This is a genomic window from Asticcacaulis sp., assembly GCF_027484505.1.
GTDB lineage: Bacteria > Pseudomonadota > Alphaproteobacteria > Caulobacterales > Caulobacteraceae > Asticcacaulis.
The window spans coordinates 43,841-70,354 of the sequence record NZ_JAIXSV010000057.1; the positions used below are offsets into that span (position 1 = coordinate 43,841).

At 59.5% G+C, this 26,514-nt stretch carries 24 protein-coding genes; 11 read left to right on the forward strand and 13 right to left on the reverse strand.

Annotation, left to right across the window (positions count from 1 at the left end):
* Window positions 1-20: 20 nt before the first annotated feature.
* Entirely contained in the window at window positions 21-788 is a 768-nt protein-coding gene (locus Q0072_RS02810; RefSeq protein WP_298325425.1) for a hypothetical protein, read from the reverse strand.
* A gap of 510 nt (window positions 789-1,298) precedes the next feature.
* Between Q0072_RS02810 and Q0072_RS02815 the strand changes: the two genes are divergently transcribed.
* The gene (locus tag Q0072_RS02815; RefSeq protein WP_298325428.1) at window positions 1,299-1,820 is read left to right on the forward strand and encodes a hypothetical protein; all 522 of its coding nucleotides are present in this window, start codon (window positions 1,299-1,301) and stop codon (window positions 1,818-1,820) included.
* Between the two features lie 43 nt (window positions 1,821-1,863).
* Here the strand turns inward: Q0072_RS02815 and Q0072_RS02820 are convergent, their stop codons facing one another.
* On the reverse strand, window positions 1,864-2,436 hold the full coding sequence (locus Q0072_RS02820) for a hypothetical protein (RefSeq protein ID WP_298325431.1): 573 nt from the start codon (window positions 2,434-2,436) through the stop codon (window positions 1,864-1,866).
* Window positions 2,437-2,539: 103 nt separating this feature from the next.
* Window positions 2,540-4,054, reverse strand: a complete 1,515-nt coding sequence (locus Q0072_RS02825; RefSeq protein ID WP_298325433.1) for a hypothetical protein — start codon at window positions 4,052-4,054, stop codon at window positions 2,540-2,542.
* A gap of 266 nt (window positions 4,055-4,320) precedes the next feature.
* Between Q0072_RS02825 and Q0072_RS02830 the strand changes: the two genes are divergently transcribed.
* A complete protein-coding gene (locus Q0072_RS02830) occupies window positions 4,321-6,564 on the forward strand; it encodes a hypothetical protein (RefSeq protein WP_298325436.1) in 2,244 nt (747 codons plus the stop codon).
* A gap of 74 nt (window positions 6,565-6,638) precedes the next feature.
* Here Q0072_RS02830 and Q0072_RS02835 read toward each other — a convergent pair whose 3' ends face one another.
* From Q0072_RS02835 to Q0072_RS02845, 3 genes are read right to left on the reverse strand one after another with little or no spacing between them, the layout of a single operon-like run.
* Window positions 6,639-9,881 carry an error-prone DNA polymerase gene (locus Q0072_RS02835; RefSeq protein ID WP_298325439.1) on the reverse strand — a complete coding sequence of 1,081 codons (3,243 nt, stop codon included), beginning with the start codon at window positions 9,879-9,881 and terminating at the stop codon, window positions 6,639-6,641.
* Window positions 9,881-11,407, reverse strand: a complete 1,527-nt coding sequence (locus Q0072_RS02840; RefSeq protein ID WP_298325442.1) for a DNA polymerase Y family protein — start codon at window positions 11,405-11,407, stop codon at window positions 9,881-9,883. The genes Q0072_RS02835 and Q0072_RS02840 overlap by 1 nt, the downstream gene beginning before the upstream one ends.
* Window positions 11,322-12,074, reverse strand: a complete 753-nt coding sequence (locus Q0072_RS02845) for a damage-inducible protein (protein ID WP_298325445.1) — start codon at window positions 12,072-12,074, stop codon at window positions 11,322-11,324. Before Q0072_RS02845 ends, Q0072_RS02840 begins: the two co-directional genes overlap by 86 nt.
* Before the next feature lie 453 nt (window positions 12,075-12,527).
* Here Q0072_RS02845 and Q0072_RS21885 point away from each other — a divergent pair, with 453 nt between their 5' ends.
* Both Q0072_RS21885 and Q0072_RS02850 read left to right on the forward strand, forming a co-directional pair.
* A complete protein-coding gene (locus tag Q0072_RS21885; protein ID WP_366941774.1) occupies window positions 12,528-12,734 on the forward strand; it encodes an SOS response-associated peptidase family protein in 207 nt (68 codons plus the stop codon).
* 279 nt (window positions 12,735-13,013) lie between these two features.
* Window positions 13,014-13,265 (forward strand): hypothetical protein, encoded by a 252-nt coding sequence (locus tag Q0072_RS02850; RefSeq protein WP_298325447.1) that lies wholly within the window; start codon window positions 13,014-13,016, stop codon window positions 13,263-13,265.
* A gap of 442 nt (window positions 13,266-13,707) precedes the next feature.
* Here Q0072_RS02850 and rlxS read toward each other — a convergent pair whose 3' ends face one another.
* The 7 genes from rlxS to Q0072_RS02885 all read right to left on the reverse strand — a co-directional run bounded on the left by rlxS (window position 13,708) and on the right by Q0072_RS02885 (window position 21,761).
* Window positions 13,708-15,690 (reverse strand): relaxase/mobilization nuclease RlxS, encoded by a 1,983-nt coding sequence (gene rlxS / locus Q0072_RS02855; protein WP_298325450.1) that lies wholly within the window; start codon window positions 15,688-15,690, stop codon window positions 13,708-13,710.
* A gap of 181 nt (window positions 15,691-15,871) precedes the next feature.
* Complete coding sequence (locus Q0072_RS02860) at window positions 15,872-16,447, reverse strand: lytic transglycosylase domain-containing protein (RefSeq protein WP_298325453.1); 576 nt, start codon at window positions 16,445-16,447, stop codon at window positions 15,872-15,874.
* A complete protein-coding gene (locus Q0072_RS02865) occupies window positions 16,444-16,971 on the reverse strand; it encodes a S26 family signal peptidase (protein WP_298325457.1) in 528 nt (175 codons plus the stop codon). The genes Q0072_RS02860 and Q0072_RS02865 overlap by 4 nt, the downstream gene beginning before the upstream one ends.
* Complete coding sequence (locus Q0072_RS02870) at window positions 16,971-17,207, reverse strand: helix-turn-helix domain-containing protein (protein ID WP_298325460.1); 237 nt, start codon at window positions 17,205-17,207, stop codon at window positions 16,971-16,973. Before Q0072_RS02870 ends, Q0072_RS02865 begins: the two co-directional genes overlap by 1 nt.
* A gap of 257 nt (window positions 17,208-17,464) precedes the next feature.
* Window positions 17,465-18,655, reverse strand: a complete 1,191-nt coding sequence (locus Q0072_RS02875) for a DUF932 domain-containing protein (protein WP_298325462.1) — start codon at window positions 18,653-18,655, stop codon at window positions 17,465-17,467.
* A 432-nt stretch (window positions 18,656-19,087) separates the two neighbouring features.
* A complete protein-coding gene (locus tag Q0072_RS02880; protein WP_298325465.1) occupies window positions 19,088-19,396 on the reverse strand; it encodes a DUF736 domain-containing protein in 309 nt (102 codons plus the stop codon).
* 313 nt (window positions 19,397-19,709) lie between these two features.
* Window positions 19,710-21,761 (reverse strand): ParB/RepB/Spo0J family partition protein, encoded by a 2,052-nt coding sequence (locus tag Q0072_RS02885; RefSeq protein WP_298325468.1) that lies wholly within the window; start codon window positions 21,759-21,761, stop codon window positions 19,710-19,712.
* Between the two features lie 324 nt (window positions 21,762-22,085).
* Between Q0072_RS02885 and Q0072_RS02890 the strand changes: the two genes are divergently transcribed.
* From Q0072_RS02890 to Q0072_RS02920, 7 genes are all read left to right on the forward strand, one after another.
* The gene (locus Q0072_RS02890; RefSeq protein WP_298325471.1) at window positions 22,086-22,415 is read left to right on the forward strand and encodes a hypothetical protein; all 330 of its coding nucleotides are present in this window, start codon (window positions 22,086-22,088) and stop codon (window positions 22,413-22,415) included.
* Between the two features lie 172 nt (window positions 22,416-22,587).
* On the forward strand, window positions 22,588-23,196 hold the full coding sequence (locus Q0072_RS02895) for a GntR family transcriptional regulator (RefSeq protein ID WP_298325475.1): 609 nt from the start codon (window positions 22,588-22,590) through the stop codon (window positions 23,194-23,196).
* 145 nt (window positions 23,197-23,341) lie between these two features.
* Entirely contained in the window at window positions 23,342-23,479 is a 138-nt protein-coding gene (locus tag Q0072_RS02900; protein WP_298325480.1) for a hypothetical protein, read from the forward strand.
* 70 nt (window positions 23,480-23,549) lie between these two features.
* Window positions 23,550-23,702 carry a hypothetical protein gene (locus Q0072_RS02905; protein WP_298325482.1) on the forward strand — a complete coding sequence of 51 codons (153 nt, stop codon included), beginning with the start codon at window positions 23,550-23,552 and terminating at the stop codon, window positions 23,700-23,702.
* A gap of 74 nt (window positions 23,703-23,776) precedes the next feature.
* Window positions 23,777-23,929, forward strand: coding sequence for a hypothetical protein (locus Q0072_RS02910; RefSeq protein ID WP_298325485.1), 153 nt, complete (start codon window positions 23,777-23,779; stop codon window positions 23,927-23,929).
* A 110-nt stretch (window positions 23,930-24,039) separates the two neighbouring features.
* The gene (locus Q0072_RS02915) at window positions 24,040-24,714 is read left to right on the forward strand and encodes a lasso peptide biosynthesis B2 protein (RefSeq protein ID WP_298325488.1); all 675 of its coding nucleotides are present in this window, start codon (window positions 24,040-24,042) and stop codon (window positions 24,712-24,714) included.
* Window positions 24,711-26,468: an asparagine synthetase B family protein gene (locus Q0072_RS02920; protein WP_298325490.1), complete on the forward strand. Its 1,758-nt coding sequence runs from the start codon at window positions 24,711-24,713 to the stop codon at window positions 26,466-26,468. The genes Q0072_RS02915 and Q0072_RS02920 overlap by 4 nt, the downstream gene beginning before the upstream one ends.
* Window positions 26,469-26,514: the final 46 nt, after the last annotated feature.

Consider the following 26,514-nt stretch of genomic DNA (forward strand, 5'->3'; position numbering starts at 1 on the left):
CGGCCGCTGACGAGATGGCTTCATGAGTCATCCCGATCCGAGCGAGTGAGATTGCGGTATCGGAGACCGGCGATTTTAGAGGTCATCTCCCCTTCATACGCTCGTCGAAGGATGAACCGTCGCATTGTCTGATTAAACGTGGATTGACTTAAAAGTCCCAAAATTTTGGACATGAAGTAAACAATCATCAACAGGTTGAGCGAGACCCATATCCATTCGACAATGTTCGTATAGACTGCAAGCCTCGCCCCTGGCGTGTTCACCTTGAATAATTCTGCTGCGGCCAGCCAGATCAGTAAGGAAATTGAACTGCGAACGATCAGATCGACCCTAGCTTCCTTCATAACGAAATCTTTCATTTCGTCTTGAAGATGGCGTTCCTTAGCCATCAACTCATAGGCGGAAATCGCGATAGGAATTAGCAGACCAAGTACCGTGGCCTGAATGGTACCAAGCAGGGCGTGGTAGTTGTCCCCATTGGGACACTTTGTGGTGTCCGACAAGCTACAGGTTTGCAGTATAGGGTAGTCCGGCATCAACGTCCCGGTCAGGGTAACCGGATTAAAGAGCACCCATGGCCGAATATTGGCCAAGGCCAAATGGCCGCAAAGCGCCATCAGCAGGCTACACAAGAGCCAAGGTAACGCGTGGTCTGCCAAGTTAGTCAGGCGATCATAAAGGGGGATAGGCTCTCGCTGTGCCCAACGATTCTTTCGTTTCAGATGTGTGATTTCATCTCTCGCCTGGACGTTCGCGCTACCCCAATATCTGGGCACGACAAAGGCCAACCCGACACTTACAGGCCGCCAAAAAGGCCGAAGGTCTGTCCAGAACTTACGAATACAGCTGCCAATCTGCCTGACCACCAGAATCGCTCACCTCCCCAATCTGCGGCTTAACAATGTAGAACGGGGGCACACTGATTTGCAAAGGGAAGACACGAATGGAGTGCGTGCGCGTCACACACAGTAGGGGAAAAAAAATGTGCATGTGGAATACGCAAAGCTTCGCACTCCTCTTTTATCCGCCATATTGAGCGGCTTTATCGGTTGCTCTCGAAGTGGAATGTCATCCTTGGCACGCACTCCGTCGCAAGCATCACAGCGGATGAACTGATAACTTGAGTGGGCAAGGCGGTTGAGCATACTTTGGACGCGTTTGGGCAGAAAATCCGTCACGGATCACGCCATACCCGGTCAGCATGAGATTTCTGAGAGGGGGATAGATTGGGACAGACAAAGGCGCGTCGACTAATCGGGCAACCGTCCAGCCCGGAATATCGGATATGGCACGGGTGGATGAACTCCGCAGCTGAACTCGCCCATGAATTCAGCAAGCTGGAAGACGACCCTTTTAGATACAATGAAACGGCTACTGTTAGCCTACTGATCGCCGCAGCCGCTCGGGTTGAGCTACTGGCACTTGCGGAGTTCGTGTCAACAAAGCGGGTCCAAAAGTTACCATCGAACGGACGATGTGACCTTTGGATATGCGGTCGCCAGCTCAGTTGGGCCTTTGAAGTCAAGCAGATAAAGTACCGTGGCGGGGTGCACAGGCCAGCAACCATTTTGAAATGGGTTGAAAAGGCTTGTCAGGCGGCGCGTGAGCTGACGCATCACGAAGCTGACAAGCGGTTTGGGTTGCTTGTCATTTCGCTTCACGACGCCGAGCAGATTGAAGCTGCCTTTATCAAAAACCTTGAATCCATAGTGTCGAAGGTCGACTACGCTTGGCAGATTGCGTCCGGGTCCGACTTTACGGGCGACACCTTCCTCCTGTTCAAAGAAGTGCACAAGAAGCGGGTTGCGGCACGGACTTAATATTGCTGAGCGTTAGTACTATGTCGAGCAAGAGAAAAAGAGCCTAAGCGGGCAAGAGCTTTAACACCAAGGCCTCATCTTCAACCTCTGGAAATCTTTCGTACGATGCCTCTGCGACGTCGAATAAGCGATCCCGGCCTATTATATACTCCATCTCGCCATGGTGGCCGCAATGATGTGACCCGACGACGTTAAATCCCGCCGGAAGTTCAAACTGCAACAGGGTCGGCCTTGAGTTGCTGTAAGCCTTCTTCCGGAGGAACAAAAAAACGGCGACGTCCTTTACGGTCGACGTCGAAACAAACCCTGGATATTGAAACTGGGTGCCGACGAAGCTCCTGGCGTCGCCTATCAATGCGCCCCGACAACCGGTACCACATCCGTGCGCGGACCAGAGGGTCGTGGCTTGAACAAGATACGACTTTTCGATCGCGCTATCCAGCCCGACAAGGTCCGTTGGCAGGCTATGAGCAAGGGCCGCGTAGTCAGGGTGATGGCAGGCAAGCTCACGCCAGCCTTGCTGAATGGCGTGAAAAATCATGGAGTCATCACAATAGCGACTCACGCCTTTTTTTTCTTGCTCGGTTAATGGCGTCGCCAATCTCGTATAGGTCATGTGTACCTGTCTGATCTGAATGTCTCATATTGTTAGGATTGAAGCGTACCCAGTCGGTCGATGCCTATGGGTTCAACGCGCAAAGCTTCCATCGATCACAGAGCTACTGGTCAATGGGATTTCCTGTAACTGACGCCAGAAAATGCTGCGGCAGAAGCCGTTCCACGGTGACCAAGAACGTCTCAATGAGTGCGCGAACGTGATCAAGATCGCCCTCCTGAAGCCGGCGCCACAGGCTTGGGCGATAGCGTACGATAATTGACAGAGCATAGAGAAGGACGAAGCAAATCATCCGGAAATCGCCCACCTGACCGAATATCGGTTTAATCAGTGACGACGGACCCAGTGGTGATTTGTGGTAGGCAAGCGCTTCATGCCATGTGTCGTGCCCAGGATGATCAAAGGCGACTTTGTAATACCGCGCCCTGCCCCGCCGATTGATCTCACGAACCTCGGACAGATTAAACGGAAACGCCGCTACCTCGGCCTTGCTCAGTCTACCAGACGCATCGATTACAAGACAGTAAGTGCGCTCCGCCGGCCTTCCTCCAATCGATCCCATCTGCTCGTTCCATTCGTCAATATAGACCGGTCGGATCCACATATTCGGTGCGTCGAAAACCTCCTCGTAGAGGTCTCCGATCTCCGGGATGCGAGCGAGCAGGCCCTCAAGCGTAATATAGCTTCCGTCGGTCAGTCCGGGGATGTCGGCCGCTGCTTTTGCCTTCTTGCTCGACATCCGATAATCCGACACGCCTGAATTCGCGACCCAAGTGCCGAAGAAACCGCTGGCCAATGCGCCGACATGTATGTCCTTAAATTCGTCGCTTGCGCCATCGAAGGTATAGAGCCCATGCCCTTGCTTTGTGCCGCTTTCGACCTCTTCCAATCGCGTCGGCCCGTCCGGACGCGCCAACATTTCAGCGATTGCAAACGACATCGTTCCATAATAGAGGTTCAGAATGCGCTGGCTGAGATTGCCGGCGTCACTTAGCCGGTAATAGTCGGCGGCATTGCGCAGGGCAAAGGCCACCCCCGTGGCTTTGCTGTCGAGACCGCTTTCCTCAAGTGGCTGGTCCACGCAGCGCGCCTTGATGGTCTTCCGCGCCAGTGTGACACTCTGCAACCTAGCGAGCCGCAACCACACAGCGGCTAACGGGTTTTCCGACTTCAGCGCGTGGGTCTGGTCGATCTCACGACGATCCCCATCGTTCAGATCCAATGGCGTATCCGGCGCCATCTGACCGGGCCAGGCCAGCCTGTTCCACTCCATGAGGTAGGCCCAGAAGTCAGCGTCACGTTTGGGCCAGCCCTCCCCGCCTTCACTCTGCGGGGCTGGGTCTCCAGACAGCAGATCGGTGTGAAACAGCAGTAGATCGGCCGAGCCGATAACCGCCTCGCGAAATTGCATCGCAATTTTGTAGCGTGGAAAGAGGGCGACTCGGCGCGTGATCCCGTTTAAAGAACCGGTGAGAATGGCGCAGGGCATGCCTGACACGACTTGCGATGTCGTGGCCCATCCCTGCGCTCTGAACAATTCGCCGACGCTCTGATCGCCGTAGCGGGCACACTCTTCCGCCCAAAACTCGTGCCGAAAATCATCTTTCGTATTGTCCATAGCGTCCTTCATCATAGAAACAGGGCGGGAAGTATTATTGTAAGTCGACTGCCTTGATGTGTTCGATTGACTCCAAATGATTGGAAATGGCTTTCGACGTCGCCAAGTTCTGGATCCCCCCCGTTCCATCCCCCACTCAATCGAACATAACCGTCGATCTCAATCTGCGGCAAGACGGCAAATCCTGGGTTGAGCTTAAATAAGCTTGTAAGGATTGAAGTTTTTCCTTTTGGCCCTGATATTGAGTGGCTTCACGGGGGATGCACATGAAAGATCTACAAGCCGGACTTCCCGGTTATTCCTTCTCCGAAATATCGGAGGGCAGCGCTTCCGACGCTGAAACAACCCGAAGTCGGGAAGACTGGGCTCACGAATTCGCCACTACTCGCAAGTCCCTCTGCCGATTTTTTCAAGTTCGCGACCCTTATATGGTGGCCGCCCGAACGGCGGCTGGGATTTACCTGGACGCTCAGCATTCGCAGCGTGGTCCGGAGACGCTTCAGCAGGCACATGTTGAGATTATCCAGTGCCTTCTCTTACTATGTGATGAGACAAGGCATGTTCCGGCTTCGCCCGGAAACATGATGCGGTTATGGCCTCTCGTCGACAAGCATATGCATGCGTTTCTTAAGCAACAACCTGATAAAGCTGGCGTTTCCCCGATTGAGCGGTTTGTCATCCGACAGACTCAGGTGGGAACGATGTTCTATCGAAACCTCTTCAAACACGAGGATTGCATTGAAACAATGCAGGCACTTTTCGGTCGGATCGATGGACCGTCGGAAAAAGTGCTCGGCTATCGTTTGTCTGATCTCTTTCGAGCCTGTGTTCGGATTTCTGAAATCATCGGCGAGAACCTGAGCTTTTATTGGAGCAAGGTCTATCGCCTGCTAGAGGCGAAGGATAAGGCAGGCGCCTCAGAAGCTATAGATTTTTTTCGCGCCTGTTACCCCTTGGCGGACCGCGCTTGGCGCGATCGAACTGATAAATTCAGAACCCTTAAAGACTTGAAAGACGCAGGCTTTCAAGTTTCGGAACTGGCATACCCGTGGGCGTTCACCATTACCCAGGATGAGCTTAATACCAGCTTCTCGCCGGAAATCGTTGCGGCCTTGTATCAACTTGCGATCCGGCCAGGCGAGCTCAAGGGCGAGAACCCGGACCATATCTACCTCAACAATCCTGTTTGGCGACAGCCTTACGTGCGAACCGCAGACGACAATCTCTTCGCGCCGTTGCCATCACTGATCTTCTCGTTTCCATTCCTCATCCTCGAACAATTTGTAAAAGGGCACGCAAGTCTTGAGAAATCCTACGAGCAGGCCCGGAGCAAGTATCTTGAAGATGCGGTTTTTGATCTGCTCGCGACAGCAATGCCAAGCGCTTCAATCCACCGCAACGTTACATGGACCGACACAGACGATGGTAAAATATGGGAAAACGACATTGTCGCCGTAGTCGGCAACTTTCTATTCGTGTTCGAAGCCAAGTCTGGCCATATTAAAGATGCCGCCCGGCGCGGCGGCCTAAAAAGCCTTCAGAAGAATATAAATGAGCTTTTCATCGAGCCTGCCAGACAAGCGGATCGACTTCAGAAATACCTCGATACGTCCGGCGCTAAAGCTCAACTTCGAGATAAGGTAACTGGAAAGCTGATCGATCTGCAGCTCGACAGGCCAAAGGTTGTTTTCAACTACAGCATCTGCCTCGAGCATTTCACTGTGCTGACAAGCACCAAGGCCTATCTAAGAGATCTAGGCTTTGTAGGAGATGATTCTCCGTGGACTCCGGCGCTCACACTGGGCGAACTGCAGATGATCGTTCGGTTTCTCGACAGCGAGGTATCCTTTGTCCATTACTTAAGCCGTCGGGCCACCCTTGAACAGGTGCTCGATTTCCATGGCGACGAGCAGGATGTGCTGTCCGCCTACCTAAACAACGGATTTTGGATCAATCCGGAGGTGCTCGATGGTCGCAAAGTCATTTTTCAGGATTCCGATGGCGCGGTTCGCCAGCCTAAAACGCCAAGACAAGATCGCAGTGTCGTTGAAATCAATGAACTTTACCCGCCGTTATGGCGTGAAATCATTGTCAATCTATATCGGGATAAAAGCCAGCGCCACCGTTTCGATATCATCAACACGCTTCTTAACCAGCCACCTCAGTCCCTCAGGGAGTTGGAACGCCGGATCCGGCGCTTTCGGCGAGGAGAACCGACACCAAAAGACGACGTCATTTTCAGCAAGTTCAACGTCGGAAAAAAAGAATTTGTAGTTGCGATTCACCTTCTGCCGCAAATGCGCGACCCGAGTGAATTTCACGTTTGGGGCAGGAACTTTACTCGGTGGTTATCGCCCGAGGGCGGTGCTGTCGAATGCGTTTCATTTCAATTTGTAAGGCGTCCAAAACTTTCAAGCTTCGCCCAAGCTAGCTTCTATAGGTATGTCGTCAGGCCGCAATCCCATGAGTCAGATACATCCCTCGACTTTGATGGTGTGTCCCAAGTGTAACCGCCCATTTCGGTCACAGTGTCAAAACCTGAACAGTGCGAACGTTTGGATACAATGGGCGTGTCATGTGCGTATCACCTGAAATCCCGCGCCTTCACCAAAGCATGACCCGTTGGCGACTTCGCCATCCGCGAATCCATCAGCGCGCCACCATTGCGGAACTCGTCGCCAGGCTGATGCGGCAGGTTCATTGCGACGTCGCGCTGGCTGATCGTTGCCAGACGCGTCGAAAGATCATTGAGGGTACGCGCGATTAAATGCACCACCTGCCCCTCTTTCTGGATTTGCCCCGACACTTCGATAAGGCTCGAAGCCAGCAAAACCCGCCGGAAAAGCTGTCCTGTCTTTTCCCAAACGATGATGTTCATGTCGCTCGACTCATCTTCAATCGTCATGAAGGTCACGCCATTCGCCGATCCCGGCCGCTGACGCACCAGCACCAGCCCCGCCACCTTCACGTACTTGCCGTCAGGTGCCGCAATAGCTTCCTTGCAGGACATCAGGCCCCTATCCTTCAACTCCCCGCGCAGGAACTGGATCGGGTGCCGGTTCAGGCTGAAGCCCTGGGTATTGTAGTCCTCGACAACGGAATGGCCGGCCGTCATGGGTTTAAGCTGCATTTCCGGCTCGATGGCGTCCGGCTGATGCCCGCCTTCAGCGTCCAGCAGGTCAGCAAACAGCGGCAAGGGTTCGTCGCGCATCCCTTTCAGACCAAACAGCGCCTCTCTGCGCTCCTGGCCAAAGCAGGGTTTGAAGGCATCAGCCCGCGCCAGGGTCTGGAGCGTCGAGATCGGCACACTTGACCGGCGCCATAGGTCCTGCAAGGATTTAAAGGGTGTCTCACCTCTCGCGGCAAGCAGTGTCGCCATGTCAGCATTCTTCAGCCCTTTGATCATGCGAAAGCCCATGCGGACAGCAAACCGGTTCGGGTGGCTGGTCGGTTCCAGCGTCGAGTCCCAGCGCGAGCTATTGGCGCAAACCGGCCGTATCTGGACGCCGTGTTCTTGGGCATTCCGGATCAGTTGGGCTGGGGCATAAAATCCCATGGGTTGACTATCGAGCAGCGCCGCCAAGAAGACATCGGGATGGTGGCACTTCAGCCAGGACGAGGCATAGGCGATGAGCGCGAACGAAGCGGCGTGGCTTTCTGGAAAACCATAGCTGCCGAACCCTTCAAGCTGCCCGAACAGCGTCTCAGCATAATCCTGAGTGTATCCGTTCTTGAGCATGCCTTCGACGATTTCATCGCGGAACTTGTTGACCCCGCCGGTGAATTTGAAGGTCGCCATTGCCCTGCGAACCAAATCTGCGCGCGCCGCCGACATCCCCGCGGCGGCCATGCAGACCCGCATCGCTTGCTCTTGAAATAAGGGCACGCCCAAGGTTTTCGACAGAACGGCTTCCAACTCCGGCGACGGATAACTGACGGGCTCCTTGCCCTCCCGGCGCCGTAAAAAGGGATGAACCATATCCCCCTGGATCGGCCCGGGCCTGACAATGGCGACTTCAATGACCAGATCGTAGAATGTTCTGGGCTTGATGCGCGGCAGCATCGACATCTGAGCGCGACTTTCAATCTGGAAAGTGCCCATTGTATCGGCTCGCCGGATCATGGCGTATGTCCGGGGATCTTCGGAAGGGATGGTCGCGAGATTGAGGTCGATGTCCTTATGCTGGCGAAGGAGATCGAGCCCCCGGCGCATCGCCGACATCATACCGAGCGCCAGGCAGTCTACCTTCATCCACTTCAGGACTTCGATATCATCTTTATCGAATTCGATGACCTGCCGGTTCTTCATCGCCGCCGGCTCGATCGGGCACATTTCATCCAACCGGTCGTGCGTCAGGACGAAGCCCCCGGGGTGCTGGCTCAAATGACGGGGGGCGCCCATGAGCTGGCGCGACAGATCGATCACCAGCCGGATGCGCCGGTCGTTCAGGTTGATCCCCAGCCCGGCAGCGTCCTCCGCCTTGAACCCGTCCCGCGACCAATGCGAGACCTGCGACGACAGGGTCTTGATCAGGTCCTCGGGCAAGCCCAGGGCGCGCGTGGTGTCGCGCAAAGCCCCACGTGTGCGATAGCGGGTGACGACGGAGCATAGCGCAGCGTGATGACGGCCATAGGTATTGAAGACCCACTGCATGACCTCTTCACGCCGGTTATGTTCAAAATCCACATCGATGTCAGGCGGTTCGCCGCGTTCGGCCGAGATGAACCGCTCGAACAGCAGATCATTCCGGGCAGGGTCGATCGACGTAATGCCCAGAACATAGCAGACGCAGGAATTGGCGGCGGAGCCGCGCCCCTGGCACAACACTCCAATAGAGCGGGCATACTGCACGATCGAATTGACCGTCAGAAAGTACGGCGCATAGTTTAACTGTTCGATCAGACCCAGCTCGTGCTTCAGCAGCTTAATGACTTCGGCGGGTACGCCTTCCGGGAACCGCCATTTTGCGCCCTCCCACGACAGACGTTTCAAGCGTTCGATCGGCACCAGACCATCGTCGGTGATTTCGGCCGGGTACTGGTAGGTCAATTCCTCCATCGAAAAGCGGCAGCGCTCAGCGATGTCAACGGTACGCCGCAAGGCTTCCAGATAGTCGGGGAATAGCCGTGCCATTTCCTCGGGCGATTTCAGGAAACGGTCGGCATAGAGTTCGCGCCGATCGCCCAGATCATCTATGGTGCAGCGATTTCTGATACAGGTCACCAGGTCCTGGAGCATGGCCTTGTCGTGCGCATGGTGCAGAACGTCATTAGTCACCACAATCGGCACCCGTACGCGGGCGGCAAGATTCGACAGTGCCAGAAAACGCAGATAGTCGCCTTGCCGACGGCGCAGCGTCAGCGCCACATAGGCACGTTCCCCGAATATCGCTTTGAAGCGCTTCAGATGAAGCCCGCACTGGTCGTCCGCCTCATCGGGCAGGTAGATGGCGATCAGGCCTTCGCTGAAGTCTTCGACATCGGTCCAGTCGATGTCGCACTTCCCCTTCCCCGCCCGGCTTTTGCCGAGTGACAGGAGGCGGCTCAGTCGCGCATAGGAGGCCCGATCGGTGGGATAGACCAGGAGGGAGTTGCCATCTGTCAGATCGAGTCGACAACCGATAATGAGGCGGACCCCTGTGGCACGCGAGGCGACCAACGCCCGAACAATACCCGCGAGCGTATTGCGATCGGTAATGGCCAAGGCTTCCATACCCAGGACCTTGGCCTGCTCGAACAACTCGTCGCATGACGAGACGCCCCGTAAAAAGGAAAAGTGCGAGGCACATTGCAGTTCGACATAGGGGATGCCGCCATGGCCTGCCATCAGACGAATTTCCCGTGCATATACCAGCGCAGGCTGCCCGTATCTTCGTTCTGACCGTCCCCTGTCCGGAAAGCCCAGAAGCGCTCGCCGCCTTCGACCTGAAGAACGAAATAATCCCTGACCTTTCCGGCCTCTTTCTCGGTATGCCACCACTCGCCGCGCACCCGCTCTGGCCCGTCAGCGGCAGTCACACGATAGCGGCTACCGCGCCACTGGAAGGACACCGGCGGATGGTCCGGCAAGAGGGCCATGGTTTGCATGGGTTCGGGCGGCCGCAACAGCCTGAACGGCCGGCGAAACCGCACATTGCGCGTCGAGCCGATGGCTTTGGAATGCGGCGGCAGGCGCAGGATCGCCCTTTCCGGAATATCGCTGGGCGAAGTTTCTGCTTTGTACAGACGTGCGATCGCGCCATAGCGATTATTGAGCGTATCCCACAAATCCTCGACATCGGGCGGCGCCGCCTCGCCGTAGGTCGCATAGGTCTGGTGCGGAGACAGCAACCCCGTCAGTGTAGCCGCCAACACCATGCGCTCGATCCCGAACCCCGGATCGACGGTCTCGATCTTGTCGCACAAAAGCCGGGACAGGCGCTTGACGTTTCTGACGGGCCGAGCCGTCTTGATCTGGATGGCCTCGACCCGGCTATCGACACGATGGAAACGCAGGTCCAGTTGAAGAGCGCCCTGCCCAGCCTCTTCCAGATGGAGGCAAAGGTCTTCGACTAGAAGGTTCGTGTATTTCGCTATCGTTTCAGGCGCACTGATCGGTTCGAAAAAGGCTTTGCGCGTCACGATCATTTCAGGCGGTTCAATCGGCGAAATCGGCTCTGCCAGTCTGCCAAAGGCCATATCGATGCGGCGAAACAGCTCCGGCCCGAACCGCAAGGTCAGCGGCGCTCGCGGCTGAGACGCCAGTTCGCCAATGCTGTCGAAGCCCAGGATACGCAGGCCATCGAGCGTATTGGCAGGTAGGCGGAGAGCTTCTACCGGCAGTTTCAGTATGGTGTCGTTGGTTTTACCACGTTCGATGAGCGTTATCGGACCCGATAGAAAGCGTGCCAAGGCGTGCGACGCGCCCCACGTCTCAGATATCGCCACCCGCGCCGCAATGCCCTTGGCAGACAGTTGAGAAACAAGATCCTCCAGAAGCGGGCGTTCACCGCCATGCAAATGCGCGGCACCGGTGACGTCAAGCACCAACCCGTCGGGCGGATCGGCCATTACGATGGGCGAGTATCGACGCAGGCCCCAGAGCGCGAGATCGTCAAGGCCATTTCGGTCGGCCTCAGGGGCGGCATCGATCAAATGAAGATCGTTGACCAGGGCTTGCGCCTTGGCCACAGACATACCGATGCGAATACCCAGAGACTGGGCAAACGCATCAACGGCAGTCACAACCCGCCGGCGACCGTCCGATCCTTTCAGGACCAGTGGAACGTCAGGAGGCGGCGCGGCGCCCGCCGGCAACCGACGCAGCCGGTCGGTCGGCCAGGTAGGCAGGTAGACCGAGATAACCCTGTGCATTGTCGAACGCCTCTACTTCAAAATCGGCGCATTCTCCTCCGCGCGCCCGCATCAATTCCAAAAGCCAACGACCGGGCCCAACACCGCGGACCGGCAAGCTCTGCGCTTCGAGCTCCGTCACTCGCCAGCGTGTGGACGCCGCTGTCGGCGTCCCGAAATCACGGGCTTCGGTCTGCCGCCGCCAGCGCCGCACGGCGATGCCCATCGTGCCGGAAACCTCAGCCGCGAACTGAAGTCGCTGTGAGGCTTTCAGGCTCAGATGACCTATCTCAGCCACGACGGCGCTCAGACCGCCGTGTCGGAGGGCATCCTCAAAACACCCTAGAATAGCCGTCTCGTCGCGACACTCGAAGAAGACCACGCGGTCGAGCGTCAGTCCGCATTGGGCCAAGGCTGGCGGGAAGAGGTCGGGCTGGGCAAAGCACCACAGCACCCTCCCCCCGGTTCGCGCCGCTACGCCCGCGGCAAAAGCGGCTGCGGCTGCCCCGTCCACGGCGCCATTGGCCCCGCCGGCGACCTCGTGAAGGGCGCCACGAACCAGTCCCCCGCCGGGCAGTTTGTGATCGACCTCTTCGATTCCGAGCGGCAGGACGGTTCGGTCGGTACCGCGTCCATTGCCGAAACGGGCTCTAAGGGCATGGAATTGGGATCGGTTGTCTCGGCCCATGACATGCTCACATCCTTTCTGGAATTTACGAATATGTTCTCTTTTTGTTCCCGCGACCGGTAAGCTGTCAAGAGGACTTATTGTCGAACCATCATGCTAAAAAAAATGTCACTGGACCCCGCCTCGGCGTTTTTGCGTGGAGTCACAAGCCGTTAGACGGTGAACGACGGGTAATGGGTTGCTCAAAAAAATGTGTGAATGACCGCCCGCCACCTGTCACCATCTCGCAGGGGTAGTGGCGTGAGGCGTGAGTGCATGTGCGGTCGATATGCAGTCCTCGCGAGGCGGAGGTCCACGCCGGCTTCCTCGATGTGGTGGCCCCTTTTTCAAATATTCGTCGATATCAGGATTATCGGCCGACCGATCTCGCCTCAGTGTTCGTCAAGAACCGTGGAGGTGAGACGGTCCTGAAGGACATGCGTTGATGGTTCTTCCAGGCCACACACAAGGGCCTTGCAGAAGGATTGGAAGCTGACCACGTTCAACGCACGTCTCGATGACCCCCACACCAAACCGACCTTCAAAAACGCTTGGGACCTCAAGCGACGCGTGCTCGTGCCTGCTTCGCACTATTACGAATGGACTGGTCCGACCGGCGCAAAAATCTGCTGGCGCGTCCAAAGCGCACGCCACCAGCCCCCAGCGTTTGCGGGCCTGTGAGATCACGCCGATACGGCCGAGGGCCAGATCTCGTCTTTCGCCATTCTGACCTGCGAAGCCCGTGTGGCCCTGAGGCGCCTGCATCCGCGCGGGCCCGTTGTCCTTGAACCCAATTCCTAGCAGTCGTGCCTGGACGGTGCCGACAATCTACCTGTCTCCACGGCTTGGGAGGATAGGGGCGTTTACGGTCAAATCCGCATGATCACTTTAGCTGGCAAGGCGTGTTTTGCCGGCGGCCCGGCAGGGTGATATATTGAGAGGCATTAGACGGAGGCGCCCATGACAACCGGCAAGGTCATCGATTTCGAGCACATGGGGCCGATCGAGAAACTGCAATCCCAGCTCGGCGCCGACGAATGCCGACGGCTCGGCTTTGTTTTCGATGACGAACGCGGCGTTGCCACCTTAGCCACCGCAGGGTTTGGTTATCTTCTGGCAGTCGGGGCCATGGGCGTAACAACTCTGGCTGAAGCCTTTGCCGCTGGCTACCAATGCGCGGCCGAACACCACACGCCGGATCTGGAAATCTAAAAAAAGCCTCCTTGCAAACCCCTTAATCGGCCGGCTTTAAGGCAACGTTGAAGGCGTCTAGGGTCTATGCTGTGGTCTGCCGAACTCCGGCATAGCGCTTCCAGCCTAAATATCACGGCAAGACTTCCTTCCAGCCGAAGACGAGCGGCCTGCGCCTTGATTTCTGTCGATTTGCCTGAGCCCGCGGCCCCCAAAATGACGACAAGCTTTTGCTCCAGGAGCGCGAGCCACGGCATGCCTGACTTCTCCGAGCCGAAACCTCTGAAGTTGGCTCTATAGGTTTGCTCTGTGTCGCTCGTTTGAGACACATCGTAGAATCGACGATCCAAATCCACGATCTTTTTCTTTTCCGCAACCGCCCCAGACATGCCGCCCTCGAATCACAACCCATCCGATTGATTTTGCAGCACATCTCCACTTAACGAAAACGCACCCTATCGCCTCAGTCTATGTCCCTTCCGAGATCTCTCCCGATCCGCCAGTTGATGCCGGTCTCGCGGACCATGCCCGAGACCTCTTTGCCGATATGCTTCTCAAGCACCGGCCGCCACGGCACGAGGGCAAAGTCTTTGGCCCGTTCGACCACTGCGAATTTACCCGAGCCCATCTCAACGATCTCACGCAGGCGGCCCTCGACTTGCGCGCCTGTGCCGACCACCCGAAACGCCTTGCCGGTTTCCACCTCAAGCCTAGCGGACAAACCCCTCAGTTCGCGCCGATGTAAGACGTTCAGAACCGACGGAGCCAGAGCCGCGGGATCGCCGCTGGCCGGGGTCCACAAGCCCTCCTCGACCAGCCACTGCTGCCGCGCCTGCATGGCCGCCCACGCCTCGCCGCCGAACCCCGTTTTAGCGAACGCGCCATGATCGCCTGCCACCCATTCCTTGTCGAGCCAGGTCACGCCGTTGAAGCGCTGCTGGCGCTCAAGCGTCTGCGAGGCTACAACGGCCACCGAAACTGGGCTGCGGGCCGCCTCTTTTTGTTCGTAGGCCATCGCCTTCTCAAGGTGATGGCTGTCGATGCGAAAGCGGCCGTCCGGGAGCCGCTCGATCTGACCGGTCGTGCGCCGGATCGCTTCGAGCCGTCGGGAATGGGTTTCCGCGAAGGCCTGACGCGCCGAGGGATCGGCCTTGAGGTGCAGATCGACGCTGTAATAGCCCCCGCTCACTTCGGCGACCGCCATGACGGCGCGGTCCACTTCCCGCACCGCTGGCACACGGGGCGTAATCTCTAGGATCGCCCCTTCGGGAAGGAGCACGGTCTGGCTTCCTGAGCCGATGTCGATATAGTGGGCGCGCCCATCCGTGCCTTCCAGAACAAGATAGTGGCGGTCACTGAATTCCTCCTGAAGGCCGCGCTCGACCAGACGTCCCCTCAGCTTGCCAGTAAGTCCAACCACCGTGGCCCCCGACAGGTGCGTCTGCGCATCCGGCACGGCCGCCTCAAGGCCTTTGTCTTTGAGCGCCCGATGCAGGGTTTTGATGATGTCGCCGAGCTCGCTCATCTGGCGCAAGGTCGCCTCCATGTCCGGATGCAGGCGCCACTGACCGGCTGACGCTTTCTCGGCCAGCCCGAGAGCCTCCAGTTTGACCAGCCGGCCGGTGCGCAGCGCGTGTTCTACAGGGGGCCGGTGGCTCGGGAGTACGACTCCGGCGGAATCGGCCTCGCGCCGCAGTTGCCGATCGATCGAGGTCAGCCGTTCGGCATCGATTTCGGCCTGACGCGCCATGAGGATTTCGCGCTCGGACCGAGGCCCCAAATCGAGCGTGATCTGGGCGGCGACCCGCTCCCTGAACCCGGCGCTGAGATATTCGGGGGCGATGACCAGATCCTTACCCTTATCGTCGCGTCCGCGGATCACGATATGGGTGTGGGGACGGCCGGTGTTGTAGTGATCGACAGCCGTCCATTCCAGCGAAGTGCCCAGGTCAGTTTCCATTTGCCGCATGACCTTCCGCGTCAGGGGCTTCAGATCGTCATATTGCAGGCCGTCTTCAGGCGAGACGATAAAGCGGAACTGATGGCGATCGCCCTCGCATCGGGCCATGAATTCCGAGGCGTCTGCACGGTCCGTTTCAGGGCCGTAGAGTTGGCCCGGTTGACCGTCACGCGTCACCCCATCGCGCTGAAGATAGGACAGGTGCGCTTTGGCTGCCCGAAAGCCCGGACCGGCGAGTTTTACGAAGCGCGCCTTGACCGTCACCCGACGCGTTTGCCGCCCGCGCCCAGGTATGCCGGCAAGCACCCGCGCGGCGCCCGCACCCCGTCCATACCCAGGGTTGGTGCCGTGGCCGGTTCGACCGGCTTTGCGACCGCCGGCGCGCTGAACGGCGTGGAGCACCTTCGAACGATAGGATTTCGACAGTTTTGGGGTCTGAGACCGTAATTTACCGAGCTTCGGTTCAAAATCGTCCTCTGACGCCATTTCGCGAGACTCCCCATTCGAACAATTACAAAGACTTAAGAGATCACCGTCTCACTCAAAATCGCGCCTGTCTCGTGAAAATCCGATGTGCAGACAGATACTTACCGGCTCGGAGAGACGGTCTTTTATCTTGCGCTGAAGCCCACCCGTCCCTCGCCGAACCTCGTCCGATCTCGCCCCGTCACGGTTTTGGCCCCGGCTCACCTTCGGCGGTGCGTTTCATCGCAAAAAGGCCCCTGTCGGAGGGGGTCAGGGAGGGAACGTCGGCGACCGGAGGCTGGTTTTCAGGAACAAGCTTTTTGAGGTAGGCGCGCGTTTCGGCGGGCAGGGTTTCGCCCTTCAGACTGGCCGCATAGCGCGCGGGCCCGGCATTATAGGCCGCAAACAGTCCGGGATAGCCGAACCGATCGAACATGGCGCGCAGATAGGCCGTGCCGGCCAGTATATTGTCGCGCGGGTCATCAGGATCGGCCCCGAGGTTATGGGCCCTGCGCATATCTGACCACGTTCCCGGCATCAATTGCATGAGGCCCATCGCGCCGACCTTTGAGCGGATGGGTTGCCCATTCAGGTGAGTTTGCCCGCCGCTTTCCGCCTGCATGACGCGATAAATCCAGTCCTCAGGCACGCCGAACCGCTGAGAGGCTTCGCGCACGGGTTCGGCCCAACGCGCCAGCGCGGACGCGGTCTGAGCGTGGCTCTCTCCCGCCGACAAAAGGACGCCCAGCGCGCTGAGGAGCGGTTTCCAACTGATCATAGGGGCCGCGCCTTACCGATCACGTGATTTCGACTGACCGGCCCAAAATAGCGGCTGTCAAAGGAGTCCGGCGCGCCCGTGTTGAGGAGGAACAGCTCCCCGGCATACAGACGCCGACAGCCCTGCCACCACGGCAAGGGCCGGTTCAGGCGGTCCCGCAGACGCCGCACCGTTACGCGCTTCCCATTGACTAAAATGTTGGCATCTATGGCACAGACCGCGTCGCCACCATGGGCCGCTACGTGTTTAAGTACCGGGACCGTTGCAGGCACGTACCGCCTAGCATCCGCGAGCTTCCGCGCGGCTTCAGGCAGGTGCGCTACCACCAGATCACCCGTCGTCACTTGCCGGACCGGAGAGACGATATAAAATCCGATGGGCACACTGGGGCTGGCATTATAGATCAGCCAGGGCGTTTTCTGAGGTTGCGCGGAGAGGCCCAAACCAACCAGAGCCACGCAGCTCAGTCCCGCGACCAGCCCTCGTCTGCGGCGTGACCTTGTCGGACTCTTAGGGGCCCCCATCACACCCGCGCCTCGATATGCCCGTCGGTCTGGCCTGAGGCGCGCGACCACCCATCGATGTCGTCGATATGGTAGCGAACATAACGCCCATGGCGGCGATAGACAGGTCCCTGCCCTTCGGCACGGAACTTTTCGAGGGTGCGGCGTGACAGGCCCATATAGTGGGCGGCCTGATCGGTATTGAGAAACGGGCTGCCTTTTTTGGCGCTGGCAGCACGCGCGGCTTCGTCGGACACAGGGTCGTTTCCTTGCGAGATAAGAGCAAAACCACGGCGGTTTCGAGCCCGAGGATGCGGTCGTTGAACCCACATCGGGAGTGTCGAAATCCCCTCCCCCGCCGATCAGACTCCCCCATGTCTATATGCGCCCAAATGCACCCTATCGACCTCGCGAGCCATGCCGCAGGCATGGCGAGCCGCGGCCCCCGATACCAACGTGACCCACCTAAAAGAGGGAGGCCGCGCGGTCACAGAGACCGCACGGCGGAGTTACATCAGAGGACAGCGGCCATCAGTTTTCGGGCCTTGGTTTCGAGGTCGAGACGCGCGTCCTGATGCGGTTTTGAACGCGCCAGAGCGGTCAGACCTTGCACAAAATCGAAGACGCTTTCGGGCTTTTTGCCCTCTTCATTGAGCACGGTTTCGATGATTTTGGCGGTTTCGGGCTTAGAGAAGCCGCGCTTTTTCAGGAAGTCTTCGCGGTCTTCATCGGTCCTGGCGACCACGGTTTCGCGCGCGGCCTTAATGCCTTCGATGAAGGCCGTGGGCGAGGAATTGGCGAATTTCGTCAGGGCGGGAGCGGCCTCCCACGCAAAGCGGCTCGCGGCATTTTTGCTGTGACGAATGGTGATTTCCTGAAAGTTTTCGACGCCCCAGAGATTGCGGTTCTGGCACACGGCGCGCAGATAAAAAGAGGCGATCCCGAGCGTCTTTGAGCCCACTTCGGAGTTCCACGCATAGAAGCCCCGGAAATAAAGATCAGGCTCGCCATTGGGCAGACGCCCGGCTTCGATGGGGTGGGTGTCGTCCACGAGGAAGAGAAACACGTCGCGATCTGAGGCGTAAAGGGTCGTCGTGTCCTTCGTCACATCGACAAAGGGATTGTGGGTCATGGTGCCCCAGTCGAGCACCCCGGGGACCTTCCAGCGCGTATCGCCAAGCCCATTTCCGGCAATCTTTTGCACGGCCTGCACCAGTTCATAATCCCAGATGCGGCCATAGTCCGGCCCCGTGACGGCGCGCAATTCAAGCCCGCCCGTGTTGGTTTCGAGCGTCTTGATCAGTTCGGCGCGGTGGTTGAGCAGGCCATGCTGCAGGTTGATGGCCGCAAGCGGGGCCGGGAGCTGGCGCAGATAGCCGGACGGCGCGCCGACCAGTCCGCACAACTGACCAAATGACCAGTGTGTGGGGGCCGTCGGGGTATCGCGGCCGGGGCAGACCAGCCGCAGACTCTCAAGGTCGTCACGCTCGGCAATGACGCGCACGGCGTCGGAGGCGACGGTGCGCACATGGGCGGTGTCGCGGCGCTGGCGGGTATGGGCAAAGAGGTCATCGAGACTTAAAAACCGCTGATCATCAGGCCGTGAAAACCACTGACCGGAGACGCGGCTATTGACGGTGCCGCGATAGGGATTGACCTTGAAGGCCTCGGTTACGGGGGCGGAAATAGGGGTATCGTTCATCATGGAAAAGTCTCCTTTGGGCTTGGGTTGCAGCGCCTTTACCGCGCTGAAACCCTGCCCCTCGGCGAGAGCGGGGTCGCAACGGTCAGGGGCGATGGCGGCGGTGGGGGATCACCCAACCTGCACGCCGGCGTAAGCCAAGGAAGGTTGGGGAAACCGCCGTCATCGGGACCGAAGGGACACCCCCTTGACCGGCGCGAGGGCGGAGCCCTTAGCCCTTTTCCAGGATGCTCCCCTCACGCGCTTGTGTGTGGCCAGGGGGCGCGCCTTCCGTTAGCGTCAGTCTCGTCACCGGGCTCATCCCCCCCCCCCCCTCGATTCCGGTGACGCGAGCGGCTCCGGGGACCGGGGCCGCTCCCTCCTCCCCTTTTTTGGCAGCACAAAAAGGCCCCGCCGCGTGTGCGGCGAGGCCGATTGAGACCGGATGGGGGGCGGTTACTGGCTGCGCGGACGCGACCAGAGGAGGTTGAAGGTGTCGGGGTCTTCGCCTTCGAAGAGGCTCGCATAGATCGGATGGGGGAAGGACGGATCATCGAGCTTGATGGAGATGTAGGCGCGGCTGTTTTCGGCGGTACGTTTCCAGCCCGCGCCGACTTCGGCGGCGCCACTGTAGATGCGGTAGTCAGGGGCGTTTTCAGAGCCGCCTTCGGTTTCGACCAGACGCGCTTTGAAGTTCAGCGAGACGGTCTTGATGGTGCCGGTAAAGCCGGTGTCGGATTTTACAAACGTGCCGATGATAGACATAGGGGTGTACCTTTCTGTGGTCGGGGACGCGCCAATCGCGACCGCGATGGGGTCGCTGAGAACGGGGCCGGACCGCGCGCACCCGCAGGGCCGAAGGACGGGCGGCGGGGCGCTTTTTTGCCTCGCGATGCAAAGCGCGAAGCGCGGCGGAAAAAAGCCCCCAAAGCCCGTTGCGCGTATGAGGTCCGGTCGCGTTCAGACCTCCATCGTCGCGGTCGCCCTTGCGTCGGCTCGTCCCGAAAGGCGCATCCCGTGCCCCCCCAGAGACGGGCGAAACTGAAAACCGGGACCGCTGACGCGGCCCCGGTCATACCTACTCCGCCGCTTCGGACAGGTCGGGCGTTGCGTCCAATGGCGGCAAGGCCAGAGGCCCTTGCGCTGCGTCTTCGGGCGCGACGGGGGTGCGCAGGCAGGTGGGCAGCCAGCCCGTGCCCTGCACCAGTTGCTCGGCGGCTTCGGCCATCTCGGGCTTTTTCAGCTTGTGAAGGCGGTTGGCGGCCTCATCGCCCACGGCTTCGCGCACGGCGGCGAGGATTTGCCCCTTGGTCACGCGGCTGAAATAGCTGCGCGCCGTAGGTGTCCAGTGGTCGGTCATGTTCAGACGCAGGTCGCGCGCCATCCTCAGCGAGGCCACATAGGGGGCGGCAGGCATATAGGCCTGACGCACGGCAAAGACCGTCAGGGCCGTGCAATGGGCCATCAACGACCCGAGGGTTTCGGGGCTGAGCGTCAGAAGATGGGTCCACAGATCAGAGGGGTTGTCGGGCAGACCTGCCGCCCATGCCTCGTGACGGGCAGAGAGCGCGGCAGCGGTTGGGGTGTCGTCGAGTCCTTCTGCGAAGCTCTCAATCGAGACGCTGCGCGCGGTGATGTCGAGACAGGTGACGCTGCGCTGCCGATAGAAGGTGTCGAGGGCCAGCTTATGGACGAGAAAGCGGGCGGCGAGTTCCGGCTGTTCGGCCAGCGTATAGCGGAGCGCCAGCGTCCAGTGGGTGGTCAGGTCCCGTAACAGAAGATCAGAAAGGGGCCCGGTTTCGCACGCGTCCTCGGTATCCTCAGTGTGCGGCTCTGCCCCTTCGCCTTCACCTTCACCCTCCCCGTCTTCCGACGCATCCTCCGGGTGAGCGGCAAGGTCTTCGGTTTCGTCAGCGGGGGTATCGGGTTCGGGCAGTTCGTCTTCCGGGCGGATCAGCCCGCGATGAATGGCCGCGCCACCGTCGCTCAGCAGGGTGACGAAGACACCGCCGCGCGCGATATCTTGCGGATCATAGGCGTCCTGAGGCGTTTCGAGGGCGGCGATCTCCGCTTCGAGGACGCCTGCGGCCTGATCGATCTCGTCGGGCAGTTCGTCGGCCCCTTCAAACGGGGCTAACAGGTCTTCGAGCGCCTGTTGCGTCCCTTGCAACTGCTCTGCGGCCTCCGGTGACAGGGGCACGGTTTGCGGGTAGACGCGCCCCCAACCGTGCGCATAGGGGTAGTCGAGCGCGGCAGCGGCCCATTTCCAGCCCTCGGCGGTCTGGGTTTCGGTCGCGAGTGCCGTCAGGCGGTCGAGGACCAGCTGGTCGAGCAGGCCCGCATCGGTAAAATAGCCGCCGCCTTCTTCGGTAAAGAGGTCGCGGGCGATGACGCCGCCTGCGGCTTCATAAGCGTCTGCGCCGATAAAGCGGGCGCGGCGATCCTGCGCGGGGACCTGCCCTTCGGTGAGGAGGCGGCGGATATGGTAGGGATCGGCATAACTGCCCTTGAGGCGGTCAAAGACGGCCTCTTGGCGGGCGTGATCGGCATTGACGGTGTAGGCCATGAGTTGCGTCAGGGTGAGTTTTTCGTCGCGCAGAGCCTGTAGGAGGATGGGCGAGACCGCACCGAGACGCAGACGTTGTTTGACGACGTGCTCCGAGACGCCGAAACGGGCCGCGATACCGGCAGCGTCCATACCCCGGTCGATATTGAGGGTGCGGAAGGCTTCATATTGATCGGCGGGGGTCATGGCCTCGCGGGTGACGTTTTCGTCCAGACTGACCTCGTGGGCGTCGTCGGTGTCGCGGATGACGCAGGGGATGAGGGTATCGCGGGGGATTTCGGCGTCCTTGGCACGGGCAATCTGGACAAGCCTGCGCCCCTCGCCTGCGGTGACGTAGTAGAAGCCGGTTTCGGCCCCGGCCTCATCCAGTTCGGGCTTGACGATGAGGTTTTGCAGGAGGCCCTTGGCGGCGATACTGGCGCGAAGCGCGGCCAGAGCGGCGGCACTGTGCGGGGTTTTGCGGGCATTGTCGGGGGATTTGAGGAGGCGATCCAGAGGGATCAGGGTCTGAACCCCGGACGGCACAACAGCGGCAGACGTCAATTTTAAAGCCGATTTAGACATAGTCCGTTCCTTTTCAAGCTTGGGTTTCAGCGGGCAAAACGCCGCGCTGAAACCCTGCCCGTCGGCGAGACCGGGGTAGCAACGGTCAGGGCCGTTCTGGCGGAGGGGTATCGCCCGGCTGCACGGACGTGGCGTCGTGCCGCCGGGGCTCAGGTGAGCGAAGGAAGACGGGGAGACCGCCAGAAGGGTTCTTGACCGGCGCGAGGGCAGCGCCCTTAGCCTTAAAGGTGCCCATCACGCACAAAATAGCGGGCCGCACCTCTGGATTGAACGCCTCTGGCATTCGTGTCATTGTGACGGGGCCCTGACCCTGAGAGCGTTGCCATGACTGACGTCCCGCCTCTGTCCCCGCACGGCTCGTTAGGCGAGGAGGCCGAGGTGACGGTGGCGACCGAGCGCCTGTTTTGCGAGGTGGTGAACGGGCTGCAGAATCCGCTGCTGTCACGGCAAATGGCGCGGATGAATGAGATCATGCGACAGGTCCGGCCCTATGAGGCGGCGCTGATACCGGATCGGGCGCAGGAGCTGGACGCTTTAGCCAGGGCCTGGGCGGATCGGGACATGGCGCGGCTGGAGACCCTGCTGCAGGCCTATTTTGACCGACGAAAGGCGCTCGTGCCGCAACTCGTGAACCTAATCAACCACCCCCATTAGCGGCTTAAACGGCCTCGACGTCGTTTTATGACATATTGATGACGGGGCCCGCTTCCACTACCATGCCGCGCAAGAGGGATTGCCGGACGCTGCCGATGTCAGACCGATCTGACGGCCGCGAGCGACCGGAGGCCCCCATTTTCAGCCTCGCGCGTGTGAAGGGAGCGGGCGCATGTCCGTACAGGACTCTGTTGTAGAGACGCTCTATCTGGAGGTGAAGCGCGAGCTGCTCTCCGGCCGCATTCTGCCGGGCGAGCGCCTCAACATCAAAGCCCTGTGCGAGCAACACCGTGTCAGCAAGTCGCCGATCCGCAATATTCTCAACCGGTTGGTCGGAGAGGGCCTTCTGGCCGCTCAGGCCCATGATGGGTTTTACCGGCCGCGGGTGACGGTTCAGTCGCTGCGTGAGCTTTATAACTGGGAGCAGGACATTGTGCTTCTGGCGATCCGCGACGGTGGCCTGCCGCCCGCACCGCCAGAGCTGCCGCTTGAGCCCCTCACAGAGGAAAGCATTGAAGGCGTTCTTTCGCTGATTGCGGAGGGCAGCGGCAACACGGTGTACCGGGCCGCACTGGCCCATGTCTCGGCGCACCTGAGCGCTATTCGCCGCACCGCGCCCTCCCAGGCATTCACCCTTGAACCGGAGATTGCGGGCCTGCTTGAAGCCTTAAAAGAGACCAATCCCGACGCGCTGCGCCGGCGCCTGAAACGCTACTATCATCGACGCCTGTCGAAACTGTCGGACATTGTGGCCGACGCCTATCGGGGCCGGTCGCAATAGCCTCTCCGACCCGGCACGTCCGCCACGTGCTGAACATTCGGGGTATCCCGGAAGTATCCCTGCCAGAACACTCGTCTCAAGGGCGTAATTTTGAGTTGGCCATGATCCCCATGGCTTTTCTAACTCAAACCTACAGGAGTGTATGATGACCAAGCGTTCGATCACCCCGGGCCTCATTGCCCTTGGCACGGCCAGCCGGCAGACGAAAGGCGAAAGCCTTTATGAGAAGCCGGACGCCGGGCAGGTCCAGAAGCGCAATCAGATCGGCCCTTCGGTCGACTAAGCGCGCCGGGCGCTGGGACGATCCATCGCCACGGCGCCTCCCTTTAACCTTCCAATCTCTGGAGTTTTCCATGTCCAAACATGTGAAACCGCAGGTCTGTCTGACCGCTGGTGCGCTCTCCCTCGGCCGCGCCAGTCGCCAAACCCGGGGGCAGAGCCTGTTCCCGGCACCTGATGCGGGACAGGTCCAGTGCCGCGACCACCTCGGTCCATCGGCCGACTAAACCTCCGCGGGCCCAGCGGCGCACCCGTCGTCGCCGGGCTTATCCCTCTTCCTCTCGCCCTAGTGGAGACTATCATGTTCAAGCCATCAAAGCCCGTTGCCAGCCAAAAGGCAGGCCTGCTCACAATGGGTCGCGCCAGCCGCGTAACCCAGGGTGAAGCCCCCTTCCCGGCGCCGGATGCCGGTCAAACTCAGATGCGTGCGACGCCCTGGCCGTCCGCCGACTGAGATCAGGAGGCGTGGTCACCGAGACCACGCCTTCTTCCTACGCGCCTCGCCTGAATCATCGAACCCGTGATCGGGGTCCTGACGCTTCGCTTTTCAACGGTACAAAGCCCATGGGACTGGTTTTTCCCTCACACGTACACGCGTGTCTTGCCAACGATCAGGTGGTGTTTCTCGACGAACGGGCGGACACGTATTCGGCCCTGTCACCCGATCTGCTTTCCCCCTTTAAACGCCTGCTGGCCGGCACCGCCACAGACGAGGACGCCGAGGCCGTCGCAGGCCCCCTCTTGCCTACTGGTCTGCTAACCCGAACAGCGGCCACTGGGGATAGGCTGGCGCTGGCGAACATTGATCGACCGACTGTGGGGCGCGCCGATGAACCCACGCGACTGACCTTCTCCAGCGACCTCGTAAAGGCCCTCTTTGCACGCTGGGAATGGTCGTTTCGCGCGCAATGGCAAAGACCAGACGGTTATTTTCCGGTCTTGCGTCGGAAAAAAGCCAACCTCATCAGACGGCTGAAAACCTCGCCCCCTCTGGAGGCGGCTGTGGCCCATGCTAAACCCATGCTCGATACGCGGTGGCTTCTGCCGACGCACGATAAATGCCTACCGTGGTCGATGGCTATGACGCGTTATCTCATGGACCGGGACATACCCGTCGATCTGATAATTGGTGTCAAAACGAAGCCCTTTGGAGCCCACGCCTGGGTCCAGTACCGGGGCACTGTTCTCAGCGATGTCTTTGACGAAGTCAGGCCCTTCACACCCATAGTTTTGATATGACCATGGCCCCGCGATTTATCGGCCTCGTTTCCGACGATGGTGACGCCCATGCCCATCTCCGCGACCGATTGAAGGGGGGACAATGGCAATGCGTGTGCGCCAGTAAGCGCTTGTCCGCATTTACTAATGGTGCCGACATCGGGCTGCCACTGGCTGATCAATCGGGGGCGGTTGCCGGACACCTCTTCAACCGGCCTGACTTTCAGGTGGTGACGACACTTGACAATCCGTTTTCCCAGAAGATCGTTGAGACTCAGGGTCGGTTGCTGGTCACAGCCTGCTGGGGCGGATACGTCGCTTTTGTCACTGACGCTGACGGACACACGATCCATGTCTTGCGCGATCCCTCTGGCGCGATGCCGTGCGTCTACACCCAGAGTCGGCAGGACTGGATCTTCGCATCAGATATAACGGCGCTTTCGCTTGCCTCCCAACAGAGCCCGACGGTCGATACGGCGGCCCTGGCACGGTTTTTAAAGTCTTATGACCTGAGAGACGCTCGGACGTGTCTGAGCGGAATCGAGGAATTGCTGGCGGGGTTTCGACTGAGCGTCGGGGCTCGCGGACAAGGTCTCACCGCTATCTGGTCACCGTGGGACTTTGTTGAACCCTTGTCCGAAACCTCTCCTGAGGACCTCGCGTCAGACCTTCGCACCGTCGTTTTGGCCTGTGTGAATGCCTGGGCCGGGCGTTTCGCTCACACCCTCCTGTCCGTGTCGGGCGGGCTCGATTCATCCATTCTGACCGCCTGCCTCAAAACGGGTGGCCATAGGACGAGCTACCTCACCCTCGCCACCAATGAGGCGGTTGGAGACGAACGCGCCTATGCCCGCGTCCTCGCAGCGCATTTGAAGGTCGAGATCACGGAAGCCCATTACGATATGGCCGATATCGACGTGACCCGCTCCAGCGCTTCTCATCTCCCGCGGCCGGTTCAGTACGCCTATGGACAGGGCGAACATGCCGCAAAGTTGCGGATCGTTCGAGAGAGAGACATAGACGCCCTGATGACAGGCATTGGGGGTGACAATGTTTTTTGCAGCATGCATTCTGGCACCCCACTGGTTGACAGCGTGTACGCGCGGGGGCTGAATACCGAAAGCCTCGGAACACTCATGGACATCTGCGCCCTGACAGGTGCCAGTGTCTTGGAGATTGGAGGCCTGGCCATCGAGAAGGCGCTCGCAGGCAACCGTCCCTATCGCTGGCTATACGACGACTCTTTTCTGCATCCCGACGTCGTCGCCCAGGCAGACCGGATCAGCGGCCACCCCTGGCTCACGCCGCCGAAGGGGGCCTTGCCCGGCAAGGCTGCGCATATCGTCAAACTCGTCCGCATTCAGGGAACGATCGACGGGTTTTCACGTGACGACACGCCGCCGCAGATAAATCCATTGCTGTCGCAGCCCATTGTCGAGGCTTGTCTACGGATACCCACCTGGGAATGGGTCCGCGGCGGACGTGACCGGAGTATCGCGCGGCTGGCGTTCGCGGGTGATCTACCGGCGGAGATTGTTCAACGGCGATCCAAGGGCGGTCCCGATAGCTTTGCCTTCGACATTATAGACCGGAATCGCCGCGTACTCTGTGATCGGCTCGTCAACGGCGAACTCCGTCGCCTGCGGCTTATCGACCCCGTCGCCATCCACGACGCCCTGGATCCGGAGCGCGCCATCGATCCCATGCAATACCTGCGCCTGTCGGGACTAGCCGAAGCCGAAGCCTGGGTACGACATTGGGGCACGAAACCCTGAGAAAAGGCGGCCCCATTTCTGAACACACGAAATGGGACCGCAACGA